This is a genomic window from Neiella marina (genome assembly GCF_002165625.1).
Taxonomy (GTDB): domain Bacteria; phylum Pseudomonadota; class Gammaproteobacteria; order Enterobacterales; family Neiellaceae; genus Neiella; species Neiella marina.
The window spans coordinates 1-11,261 of the sequence record NZ_NGNS01000009.1 but is presented as its reverse complement, the minus strand read 5'-3'; the positions used below and the strand labels follow the sequence as shown (position 1 = coordinate 11,261).

The window sequence follows — 11,261 nt, the reverse complement described above, 5'->3', positions numbered from 1 at the left end:
GGGACTTAGACTTGCTGGAGGTTAATGACTACTGCGACGAATAAAACTGCGGCTGGCAAATTCATCTAGTTGGTGTTGCTCTCGGCGGTTTTGCAAGGCAACTTGTTGTGCTTGCTCACGTTCGATCAAGACCTCGATAGCGCGTTTCTCAGCGCGAGCATCGAGCCAGCCCTGACGACGTTGCTGATAGACCTGCCGGGCGATGTTGGTCGATTGTTCTGCACGACCCAGGGCCTCATCTAAGCGCATGACAAACTGCTGATATTGGGTGAAGCTTTGTCCCGATAACCCTTCGCCCCCCTGTTGGGTGAGTTTCTGCAAGTAATCGTTACGGTAACGACGCAAGGTGTTGAGTTGTTGTTCTTGATCGGCAAACGCCTGATGGGCTTGCTCCATCAGTTGCGCCGCTTTGGTTTCAGCCTCTTCGCGAAGCTTGACGATCATTTCTAATTGTTTGATATTCGCCATTAGCCCACGCCGCCAAGCCGTTGTGTCATCGTCGCCGCCAGCTCAGCAAGTTTCTGCAAGCTGGCATCGTAGGGGGTGACTTCAACCATTTCCTGCTGCAAGAAGCGTTCAATAATGGGCAGATATTCAATGGCGGCATCGACTTTGGGATCGGAGCCTTTGTTATAAGCGCCAATATTGATTAAGTCACGATTGCTTTGGTATGCGGAGTAAACTTGGCGAACCATGCGAGCACATATTAAATGCTCATTGCTCGTGACTTGCTGCATCACTCGGCTGATGGATGCTTCGATATCAATGGCCGGGTAGTGACCAGCATCAGCGAGGTGACGAGACAACACAATATGGCCGTCAAGGATCGCTCGAGCAGCATCGGCAATCGGATCTTGTAAGTCATCACCTTCGGTTAGCACGGTAAAAAACGCGGTGATCGAGCCTTGCCCTTCACCACCATTACCTGCACGTTCAACCAATTGGGGTAACTTAGCAAACACCGAGGGCGGATAACCTTTGGTTGCCGGGGGCTCACCAACCGCTAAGGCAATTTCCCGTTGTGCTTGGGCATAACGGGTCAATGAATCAACCAAAAGCAATACGTTGAGCCCTTGGTCGCGGAAATATTCCGCAATGGTTAACGCCGTTTCACAGCCTTTGAGTCGCATTAGTGAAGAGGTGTCGGCAGGAGCCGCGACTACCACCGCCCGTTGACGACCTTCGGGCCCTAGGATCTCATCAATGAATTCTTTGACCTCGCGGCCCCGCTCACCAACCAGCCCGACCACGACAACATCGGCAGCGGTACCTCGGGTCATCATTCCCATCAGCACACTTTTGCCGACGCCGGAGCCAGCAAATAGTCCCATCCGCTGGCCCTGACCAACGGTATTCATGGCATTAATGGCACGAACACCAACATCAAGCGGCTGCGCCACAGGCTTGCGTAACAACGGGTTGAACGCTTTTGCTTTGCCCGAAGCATGATGCTGGCTGTAAATCGCCCCCAGGCCGTCCAGCGGCTTACCGGCGCCATCAATCACCCGACCGAGCAACGACATACTCAACGGAATGCCATCGACTTGGCCGAGCGGAGTGACCCGAGCACCAGGAACCACGCCCTGAGCATCATCAGAAGGCATCAGATACAAGGTACCGCCATCAAAACCAATGACTTCAGCAGTGATACTGCCGCCAGCGACTTCAACGGCACAGGCATCCCCTACCGCAGCTCGACAACCAACTGCTTCAAACGTCAATCCAACAACGCGAGTCAGTCGCCCCGACATGATTGGAGGCTGTGGTTGAACGCCCTGATGGTAAGCACTAAGACGTTGATTCAGAGCCATTTTCAGAATTCTCTGGCGGTTGATTCAAATCAGTTGTTGCCACTTGAGCGTCGGCCTCGCTATTGCTTGGCATTGACTGTTGCGGTTGCTCTAACTGCTGCAACTGAGCGAGGAATACATCGCTGACCTTTGCCAGCCGCTGTTCCATGTCGATAGACACATCTGATTGATCGGTCATCATTCGAACATCACCGCGATTTAATCCAGCTTCAGGCTCCAACAGCCAACCGCGTTGTTGAATTTGTTCGTCGGAATAACTATTTTGAACCACTTCCATGTCAGCAGGGTGGAGCTGCACCCTCACTCGCTGTTGCTGGAATGGCAACAGTTCTGCGCCTTGTTTGAGGGTGTTGAGGATCAGTTGAGGATTGGTGTTCAGCTCATGGCGAGTGACCGCTTGCGCCACTGCCGTGACCAGCTGCACAAGCTCTCGCTCTACTTGCAGATCAAGTTGTTGCTGTGGTTGATAAAGGCCCCGCATCAGGGCATCAAAGTGCTGCAGGCGTTCTTCTATTTCTGCTTGGCCCTGCGCTAATCCTTGCTGCCTGCCTTCTTCGAGACCTTGGCTCAGACCTTCGGCATGACCAGATTCAGTTCCTTGCTGATGGCCCTTGATAAAGCCTTCTTGTTTCCCTTCGGCGAATCCCTCTTCTCGGGCCGCAGCACGGATTTCTTCTAACGCTTCGGCTGTCAGTACTGGCGCTTCTTCGACCAGCTGCTCATTTTGTTGGTCAGCTTTAGTCCGCGAAAAGCTAACGTTCATGGCATTGCTGACGACTTCTTCTTCTACGGTAACATCCGGCAGATCCCAGCGAGCCAAAAGCTCAGCTTCACTTTCTTGGCTGGGGGTGATGCTTTGTTGTTCGTCAGGCTCTGTCACTGTCGTCTCATTCGTCGGGTCAATGGCCATGGATGTAAACTGGTCGCTATGCTAATTAAACGAACTCGTCACCACCACCAGCACTGAGCATCAACTCTCCGGAGTCAGCCAAGCGTCGGGCAATGGAAAGAATTTCTTTTTGTGCTGCTTCAACATCGGCAACCCGAATTGGGCCCATGGCTTCGAGATCATCTGCCAACAGCTCGGCTGCCCGCTTGGACATATTAGTGAAGAATTTCTGTTTGAGCTGATCATCGGAGCCTTTGAGGGCTTTCTGCAACACTTCTTGCTGGATTTCGCGAAGCAGCGCCTGGATACCGCGGTCGTCAACATCAATCAAGTTCTCGAAGACGAACATCAAGTCTTGAATTTGCTGCGCCATTTCCTCGTCACTCTCGCGCAGCATATCCATCAGCTGACCTTCGATAGTGGTATCGAGGTAATTCATAATGTTAGCGGCAGCTTTCAAGCCGCCCATCTTGGCTGCTTGCGCACCTGATTGACCCGCGAATTGTTTCTCCATAATCTCATTCAACTCCTGCAATGCTGCTGGTTGTACTTCTTCAAGATTGGCGATTCGCATCATTAAATCGAGCCGAACCTTGTCTGGGAACTGCGACATGATCTCAGCCGATTGTTCAGGCTCAAGATAAGACATCACAATCGTTTGGATCTGTGGGTGTTCGTTTTGAATAATGCTGGCTACCTGGCGAGCATCCATCCACTTCAGGGAATCCAAGCCCTTGGAGCCGCCACCCGCGATAATCTGGTCGATTAAGTTGCCAGCTTTGTCTTCACCGAGTGCTTTGGTTAGTGCATTACGAATAAAGTCAGCACTATCGACACCAATCGATGAATACTTCTGAATATCGTCGAGAAATAGTTTATGAACCGCGGTGATCCGTTCTTGGGTAAAGTCGGTCATACCGGCCATTGCCATACCCACTTTCTGGACTTGCTTGGGCTCCAATTGGCGAAGAATTGACGCGGCGTCTTCTTCGGTCAGGCTGAGCAGCAAGATGGCGGTTTTATCAAACCCCGTCATCCCCTCCAGCTCAGGCGGCTCAGCAGTATTGTTTTCTTGTTCTTTTGCAGCCATTACTCTGTCCTCACCTTACGAATCTTCGAGCCAGCTTTTCACCACTTGAACTGCCAGTTCAGGCTCATTGGCAACCAGCGCCCGCACCGCTTTCAGCACATCTTCATCGCGGTGTAAGTCAGGCAGTTCCAGTCTACCACTGGTGAGCGTGCTAATCAGCTCGTCGTTATCCGCCTCAAGCAATGCTTCTTGCGCTGCCAGCATGGTGTCATCGAGCTTGCCAGCTACAGGACCATCAAGTAACAACGCGTCATCTTGAACTTCATCGCTGCTGGTCAGGCGTTTCAACATCGGCCGCATGACGCCAAGGATGAGAGCAATACATACCAATGCCAACATGAACCATTTGATCGAGTAACGGAACCATTCGGTATCGTAGAACGCTTTTTCTTCCATTAACCCTAAATCTGGGCGAACAAATGGTACCGTCACCACCTCCAGGGTATCGCCACGTTGGAGGGAGAAACCCAACCCGCCTTGTAGCAACCGGCGAATGTTGTCGAGTTCTTGCTGGGTCCGTGGTGTCGTTGTTGGGTTACCTTCGGCGTCAACTGAATCACTGTAGTCCACCGCTACTGACACACTGAGCCGGCGGATGACACCGATTTGCTGGCGCGTATGGCTAATGGTGGTATCCAATTCATAGTTGCGAGTTGCCTCACGATGCGAACTGGTTGGCGTGCTTTGACCTTCTCCACCAGCGGCTTCCTCAGGGATATTGGCATCCAGCGGTGGCTGGTTAGTCAGCGCCCCAGGAATGCCGACAGCCAAATCACCAGAATTGACATTCTCTACGGTCATTTCAGAGCGAATCGCAGGTAAATCGGGATTGTAGCTGCGATGAGTTTGCTCGACCGCAGTAAAGTCCATATCAACGTCAACCTGTGCGGTGTAGCGCTCAATGCCAACGGTGGGGATCATAATGGTGTCGATTTTCTCGAGATACTCTTGTTCGCGCTTGCGCTCCAACTCATATTCACGACGCTGTGCCATGCTCAGTGGATCTTGAGAGCCTGAATTCAACAATCGGCCAGTTTGATCCGTCACCGTGACTCGGCCCGGCGCCATGCCATGGACGGCCGATGCAACGATATCAACGATGGAATCCACTTCTTCTTGCAACAGCGCACGACCGCTGGCAAGGCTAACCACCACAGTGGCAGATGGTTGTTTGGTTTGGCGAGCAAAGACGTTTTGCTTCGGAATAGCCAGTAATACCCGGGCTTTTTTGACAGGATTTAGCGCTTCAATAGCTTTTGCCAGCTGCTGCTCTCGGCTGTACTTCAAACGCTCGCCTTCCAAGCGTTGAGATACGCCAAAACCCATATCTTGCATCAATATGTTGTCGCCAGCTTCAGAGTCGTTGATTAAGCCTGCGCGGGTCATCAATAAGCGAATGTTCTGATATTCCGACATTTTGACCATCACGGTGTTGCCGTCAATCTTGTAATCAAGCTTGTTTTGGTCAAGAAAATTGAGCGTTTCAACCAGCTCTTCGGTATCCATTTTACCCAACGGGCGCATGTCCGGCTCATAAGCCCACATCATGACGAAAATTAACAGTGCTAAGCTGATCGCCAGTGACAATATGATGACAACTTGACGCATCAAGTCGATATTGCCCAAACCTTCTAGCACTTTGTTTTTACTTGGCTCCGAGTCAATCGCACTATTATCAGCATTGTTGCTGGCGACGATGTCGGTGTTGTCGGTCACTGCTTCTGCCACGAGATGATCTCCTTAACTTACACCGGCATGCTCATAATTTCTTTGTACGCTTCCATCAACTTATTGCGCACCTGAACAGTTGCATCGAAGGCAACGCCCGATTTTTGCGACGCAATCATCACGTCACCAAGCGAAACTGAACGATCCCCCATTTCAAAGGCTGTGGCCTTGGCTTTGGAGTCAGCTTGAAGTTCATTGACGTTGTCGATGGCCTGGCGAAGCAAGTTGCCAAAATCGACAGAAGAATTATTTGACGGAGCAATGGCTGTGCGCTCAACGATATTACTATTCGCCTCGAGCTTCATACCTTGCATCTGTTGAAAAACGTCGTTGGCCATCACCTTCATGACGAAATCCTCTGGTTGCCAATTTCTTGGCAGTTAGTTCAGTCTAAAGGTGTTTTTGCAAGGACTTTGCCAACCACGAAAAAAAGCAGCCAACAGGCTGCTTTTTTTCAGTTAAACGAAATAAATTACGCTGGTATTTCAATACCTTGATCGCGCATCCGAGCAATTTTATAACGCAAGGTGCGAGCACTAATTCCTAGCTTTTCAGCGACAGCCGATCGTTTTCCGCCACATTCAGCTAGCGTTTTCAGGATGATGTGATGCTCTTGATGACGCAATTCGCTACCTAAATCATCAGCAGCGACTGCCGCATCAGCTAATGCATGCGCTTGCTCCATCGGAACCGCTGGTTGCACTGCGGTAACGTTCGATACCATTGGCGATTGCAACTCAAGCAATAAGTCGTGCTCTTGAATATCACCATGATGGAGAATCAACGCTCGTTGGATAACATTATCAAGCTCTCTGACATTTCCTGGCCAATGGTAGCTGCTGAGTTTGTTGCATGCTGCTTTGGTCAATGCCGGAATTGCTTGACCTGAGCGTTTACAGTGCTTTTTGATTAGATGTTTAGCAAGCGGAACAATATCGGCGGCGCGTTGGGCCAGTGGCAACCAAGTCAATGGGAAGACATTTAAGCGATAGAACAAATCTTCGCGGAACTTCCCTTCAGCAACGGCTTGTTGCAAATCTCGGTTACTGGTTGCCAAAACGCGGACATCCAAATCTATCGTCTTGCGACTCCCTAAGCGCTCTACTTCTCGCTCCTGCAACACCCGTAACAACTTCGCTTGCAGTGACAACTCCATTTCGGTGATCTCATCTAGCAGCAAGGTTCCTCCCTGCGCTTGTTCAAACTTGCCCGGACACGCTTGTATGGCACCAGTAAACGCACCTTTCTCGTAACCAAACAAGGTGGCTTCAAGCATATTTTCTGGAATCGCTGCGCAGTTGATGGCAACGAAAGGCTCTTCATTACGGGGAGAGCAGTCGTGGATATAGCGTGCTAGTACTTCTTTACCAGCACCAGATGGCCCCAGCACCATGACACTGGCATCGGATTGAGCAACCCGCGCAGCCAAATCAAGTAATGCTTTCGAATTAGCATCCGCAACCACTGGCCGTAATGGTTCCGCTTGGGCAACAGGCGCATAGCGGCTGACCTGATTGAGCAGAACTTCCGGGGCAAATGGTTTTGACAAATAGTCAGTCGCGCCATCTCTGATGGCAGTCACCGCGTCCTGAACATTGGCGTAGGCAGTCATCAATAACACTGGTAGCTGAGGGTACTTTGCCCGAATCGAGCGCAATAAGCCCAAGCCATCCATTCCTTGCATTTGAACATCAGAAACGACGATATCGAACACAGGCTCTTTCAACGCCAGCATTGCTTCCTCGCCACTCTCTGTTTCAGTGCAGTTGTAGCCAGCAATTTCTAAGGTATCGACCAGCGCCTCTCGTAAGCCGGCATCGTCCTCGACAACTAATACGTGTGCAGTCATCTTACTGTTCTCCTACCGCGTTGGCGCTTGGTTGATGGCTAGCCAGGGGCAGATCAATGCAAACCTGGGTTCCTAAATTGGGTTTAGAGCGAATGGTTAACTGCCCTTGATGGGCTTGGACAACAGCTTGGACAACGGCCAAACCCAATCCAGTACCTTGACTCCGAGTGGTAAAAAATGGCTGTTGAATTTGCTGAATCAATGACTCAGGGATACCACTGCCATCATCGCTAACACAAATCGCTAGGCGGCCATCATCAGATTGATTGGCACTAATTTGTATGCGGTTGGCGTCAGCTTGCAATGCGTTATGTACCAAGTTGCTAATAGCACTGGATAGCGCATTGCTATTGCCCGTTAGCATCAAATCTGGTTCCGGTAAGCGCACAATAAGATTTGCTTTGTGCTGCAGCATCATCACTTCAACAGAGTTTTCAATTGAGGTCAGCAACTGCTGACAAGACAATTCGCCTGCCGCCAGTCCCTCGCCAGAGCGGGCAAAAAGCAGCATATCGTTCACTTGGTTTTCCAGATCTTTGAGCCGATCGAGTAACTTTCCTTGGAATTTCTGCCGAGCCTTGGCATTAAGTGACTCATTACCCAAGTTAGCCGCATACAGGGTTGCCGCAGCAAGCGGCGTTCGAACCTGGTGAGCCAGTGAAGCCACCATTTTACCGAGCGACGATAAACGCTGCATATGCGCAACTCGCTCTTGTAATTGCCGCGTTTCGGTCAAATCGGTCAATACAATGAGCTGACCTTTGCCACCTTGGATAGCACGGGTCACAAACTTGATACGACGGCCATCTTTGAGTGATATTTCATGGCCATCATCCTCGCGGGGACGAAAAGAGCGTTCACTGATGTTACGCCAACGGATTCCTGTCAGCGGCTCGCCGAGCATATCAATAGCGGCTTGATTAGCGTCGGTCACTACCCCTTGATCGTCCAGCACGACAATTCCAGACGGCAGTTCATCAACTAAATGAGCCAGTAGTTCAGTCCGTTCCCCGGACAATAGCGAACTGGCCATCGACGACGGCATCGTCGAGTTAGGCTGAGATAACCCAAGAGGATTTGATGACTGCATACAGGCCTCTGTCAGATAATTGAATCTAACAGTCCAATGCAGCCAGCATGCCAACTTTTTTATATATGAAAATCAAGTGGTTAATGAACATTTCTGAGGTGTCATAATGATGACACCTCATATAAGAAGAAGGATTAGGCGGTATCTTTAGACAATGAGTATTTACGCATCTTTTCCACTAGCGTGGTACGACGCATACCGAGCAAGTCGGCCGCCCTCGAAACAACCCAATCGGTGGTATCCAAAGCCTGTCGGATCATGTCGATTTCTAGCTCAGTCATCATCTCTTTGAGGTTAACACCCTCTGGCGGCAACTGCGTTGAGACGGTATTTTCGGGCGGCACGTAAACTTCGGTCTGGAACACCTCGTTCAACATTTCCTGCTCTAACAACGACTCATCATACTCGTGCTCATAGCTTGGTGCTTCGAGGTGCCGATATTTCTGAGGTAGGTCGTTAACGTCAACCATACCGTTTGGAAACAGGATCACTAACCGTTCTACCAAGTTGGCGAGCTCACGAACATTGCCCGGCCAGTCATGCTTCATCAGTGATTCAAGAGCTAGCTCAGTTAAACGAACACCGGCTTTATGATCGGCGCCTAACCGCTCGATCAACTCCTGCATCAGCAAAGGAACATCTTCACTGCGCTCTTTCAGTGATGGCATTTCAATTGGGAAGACATTCAAGCGGTAGAATAAATCTTCTCGGAAATCACCCTGCTCAATCATGCCTTCTAAGTTACGGTGAGTTGCAGCGACAACGCGGACATCAGCAGTAATCGACGTAGTACCACCCACGCGTTCAAAACATCGCTCCTGCAAAACCCGCAACAATTTTACTTGCATGTTTAGCGGCATATCACCGATTTCATCGAGGAATAAAGTACCACCTTGGGCCATTTCAAAACGGCCTTTTCGGGCGGAGATGGCTCCGGTGAAGGCTCCCTTCTCATGGCCAAACAACTCACTTTCAAGCAGTTCAGCTGGAATAGCGCCACAGTTAACCGGCACAAATGGGCCTTTGCGCCTAGCCGATAAATAGTGGATGTTGCGGGCGACAACTTCTTTACCGGTGCCCGAATCTCCCAACACCAGGACGTTGGCATCAGTGCCAGCAACCTGTTGAATCAGTTGACGAACTTGTTGAATGCTAGAACTGCGGCCAATCAAGCTACGAAATAGAATTTCTTGGTGTTGATTGGTTGGTTTTGTCGCAGCAGGGGCTTTTAGATGATAGTCCTGACACTGATGCAGCATTTGTGTCATTTGGCCATGGCTAAACGGTTCAAGTACCGCACCGATGACGTTCGGCAACAGACTAAGGCTTTCATCGCCTTCGCCGATTAACAGAAAAGGCTGTGCTTTGTATTCGCTAGCGAGTTGTTTCACTAGACCAGCCTGACCACCAGCATCAACTTGACCAACCAATACACTGCGCCACGCGACCTGAGACGTCAGTACCTCACCAACATTGGCTGAATCGACCAGTTTGCAGGGTTCACCGACGAATTCCAAAAGGAGCTCAAGTTGTTGTCGACGCTTCAAGTGATCATCGATCACTAGTACTTCAGAGTTACCGTGCATTATTGTTGATTACCTTGGCTGCCTTGCTCATTATTGTTGTCAGTTTATCCAACGCTTTATGTTCAAGTTTTTGACGTACGCAAACCGTATTCTAACCAAAGTCAAAAGCATGGCAACTATCGCTCGCAAATCACTTTACCAAGCTGTGAGTTATGCGACATGGCGCATTAGAGCACATACCGATTTGATCTAAACTTTGTTGTAATCATCTCGGTATAATCTTTGCTTGATTGATTCAGATTGACAAAAAATCGGCATGCCGATTGATTATTCTGGCTCAGATTAGTATTTAGCCCATAAATTAAAAGTGATACCCAATGGCTCGACACTCTATTCAGCAATATCGAAAAAATACCGTCGCTTCGCTACAAGAAGCGTCTCCGCATGCGCAGGTCGCAGCGGTGTTTCAGCATGTATTGGGCCACTTGGCAGCCGCATCGGTTGCCATTGATCGTGAAGACGTTAAGTTGCGCGGCGAGAGCATCAGCAAGGCAATCAGATTGTTAGACGTACTGAAAGCCAGCCTCGACTTGGATAAAGGGGGTAGCATTGCTGGCAACCTTGACGTTTTATATGACTACTGCACGCAAAAATTGATTATCGCCAACATCGAATCTGATAAAGCTCATGTCGATGAAATATCAGGCATTATTCGTGAAATCAAAGAAGGTTGGGACGGCATCCCACAAGAATTTCATCATGGCAACTAACCAACCTGATGCCAGCAGCCAATTAGATATAATTACAGAACGATTGGACGCCGCGTTTGAAGCTCTTACTGAAGCTGTTGATGACAAGGACATCGCCAAATACGCCGAACAGATTAACTTTCAAGCGCAGTTACTAGACGGCATAGCTCGTGAGTTATGCGCTCAGTTAACAGCGCAAAATCAAGCTCAAATAGAACCGCTGCTGAGAAAGATTTCGTTAATGACAAAGCGCGCGATTGGCCAAGCAGAATCACAAAAAGAGAGCGCCAAACAAGGCATTTTGGCGTTGAGACAAACGTCCGCTGGCGTCAACGCTTACCAGCAAATCAAAAAAGTTCGCTGAAATCACTTTGCTGACAAATCGTCGCAGGCATAGTAAAGACAATAAAAAAAGCAGCCACAGGCCTGTCTCTTGATCACATCTTAGAGTTCAAGAGACTTGGCTAGCTCGTACCCTTCAAGGATGGCTTGTAATTTGAGCCATCCTTGCCACAGCACTTTAACTGAA

General features: G+C 49.7%; 11 protein-coding genes. 2 read left to right on the top strand and 9 right to left on the bottom strand.

The window, feature by feature from the left end:
- Positions 1 to 21 precede the first annotated feature (21 nt).
- From fliJ to CBE68_RS08535, 9 genes are all read right to left on the bottom strand, one after another.
- Positions 22 to 468 carry a flagellar export protein FliJ gene (gene fliJ / locus CBE68_RS08575; protein WP_087505673.1) on the bottom strand — a complete coding sequence of 149 codons (447 nt, stop codon included), beginning with the start codon at positions 466 to 468 and terminating at the stop codon, positions 22 to 24.
- Positions 468 to 1,811, bottom strand: a complete 1,344-nt coding sequence (gene fliI / locus CBE68_RS08570; protein ID WP_087505672.1) for a flagellar protein export ATPase FliI — start codon at positions 1,809 to 1,811, stop codon at positions 468 to 470. Before fliI ends, fliJ begins: the two co-directional genes overlap by 1 nt.
- Positions 1,789 to 2,691 (bottom strand): flagellar assembly protein FliH, encoded by a 903-nt coding sequence (locus CBE68_RS08565; protein WP_158100547.1) that lies wholly within the window; start codon positions 2,689 to 2,691, stop codon positions 1,789 to 1,791. Before CBE68_RS08565 ends, fliI begins: the two co-directional genes overlap by 23 nt.
- A gap of 55 nt (positions 2,692 to 2,746) precedes the next feature.
- The gene (gene fliG / locus CBE68_RS08560; protein ID WP_371870486.1) at positions 2,747 to 3,736 is read right to left on the bottom strand and encodes a flagellar motor switch protein FliG; all 990 of its coding nucleotides are present in this window, start codon (positions 3,734 to 3,736) and stop codon (positions 2,747 to 2,749) included.
- A gap of 69 nt (positions 3,737 to 3,805) precedes the next feature.
- On the bottom strand, positions 3,806 to 5,518 hold the full coding sequence (fliF, locus tag CBE68_RS08555) for a flagellar basal-body MS-ring/collar protein FliF (RefSeq protein WP_087505669.1): 1,713 nt from the start codon (positions 5,516 to 5,518) through the stop codon (positions 3,806 to 3,808).
- A gap of 17 nt (positions 5,519 to 5,535) precedes the next feature.
- The gene (fliE, locus tag CBE68_RS08550; protein WP_087505668.1) at positions 5,536 to 5,865 is read right to left on the bottom strand and encodes a flagellar hook-basal body complex protein FliE; all 330 of its coding nucleotides are present in this window, start codon (positions 5,863 to 5,865) and stop codon (positions 5,536 to 5,538) included.
- Positions 5,866 to 5,990: 125 nt separating this feature from the next.
- Positions 5,991 to 7,367, bottom strand: a complete 1,377-nt coding sequence (locus tag CBE68_RS08545) for a sigma-54-dependent transcriptional regulator (protein WP_087505667.1) — start codon at positions 7,365 to 7,367, stop codon at positions 5,991 to 5,993.
- Between the two features lies 1 nt (position 7,368).
- Positions 7,369 to 8,457 carry a sensor histidine kinase gene (locus tag CBE68_RS08540; RefSeq protein WP_087505666.1) on the bottom strand — a complete coding sequence of 363 codons (1,089 nt, stop codon included), beginning with the start codon at positions 8,455 to 8,457 and terminating at the stop codon, positions 7,369 to 7,371.
- Between the two features lie 134 nt (positions 8,458 to 8,591).
- The gene (locus CBE68_RS08535; RefSeq protein WP_371870485.1) at positions 8,592 to 10,046 is read right to left on the bottom strand and encodes a sigma-54 dependent transcriptional regulator; all 1,455 of its coding nucleotides are present in this window, start codon (positions 10,044 to 10,046) and stop codon (positions 8,592 to 8,594) included.
- A gap of 314 nt (positions 10,047 to 10,360) precedes the next feature.
- Between CBE68_RS08535 and fliS the strand changes: the two genes are divergently transcribed.
- Positions 10,361 to 10,753, top strand: a complete 393-nt coding sequence (fliS, locus tag CBE68_RS08530) for a flagellar export chaperone FliS (protein ID WP_087505664.1) — start codon at positions 10,361 to 10,363, stop codon at positions 10,751 to 10,753.
- Positions 10,743 to 11,096 carry a hypothetical protein gene (locus tag CBE68_RS08525; RefSeq protein ID WP_087505663.1) on the top strand — a complete coding sequence of 118 codons (354 nt, stop codon included), beginning with the start codon at positions 10,743 to 10,745 and terminating at the stop codon, positions 11,094 to 11,096. The genes fliS and CBE68_RS08525 overlap by 11 nt, the downstream gene beginning before the upstream one ends.
- The last annotated feature ends 165 nt before the right edge of the window (positions 11,097 to 11,261 follow it).

What these genes read in the sequence shown, in the direction of transcription:
- fliJ (WP_087505673.1), bottom strand. Translation starts at nt 468, where the DNA reads ATGGCGAATATCAAACAATTAGAAATGATCGTCAAGCTTCGCGAAGAG.
- fliI (WP_087505672.1), bottom strand. Translation starts at nt 1,811, where the DNA reads ATGGCTCTGAATCAACGTCTTAGTGCTTACCATCAGGGCGTTCAACCA.
- fliG (WP_371870486.1), bottom strand. Translation starts at nt 3,736, where the DNA reads ATGACGGGGTTTGATAAAACCGCCATCTTGCTGCTCAGCCTGACCGAA.
- fliE (WP_087505668.1), bottom strand. Translation starts at nt 5,865, where the DNA reads ATGAAGGTGATGGCCAACGACGTTTTTCAACAGATGCAAGGTATGAAG.
- CBE68_RS08545 (WP_087505667.1), bottom strand. Translation starts at nt 7,367, where the DNA reads ATGACTGCACACGTATTAGTTGTCGAGGACGATGCCGGCTTACGAGAG.
- CBE68_RS08540 (WP_087505666.1), bottom strand. Translation starts at nt 8,457, where the DNA reads ATGCAGTCATCAAATCCTCTTGGGTTATCTCAGCCTAACTCGACGATG.
- fliS (WP_087505664.1), top strand. Translation starts at nt 10,361, where the DNA reads ATGGCTCGACACTCTATTCAGCAATATCGAAAAAATACCGTCGCTTCG.
- CBE68_RS08525 (WP_087505663.1), top strand. Translation starts at nt 10,743, where the DNA reads ATGGCAACTAACCAACCTGATGCCAGCAGCCAATTAGATATAATTACA.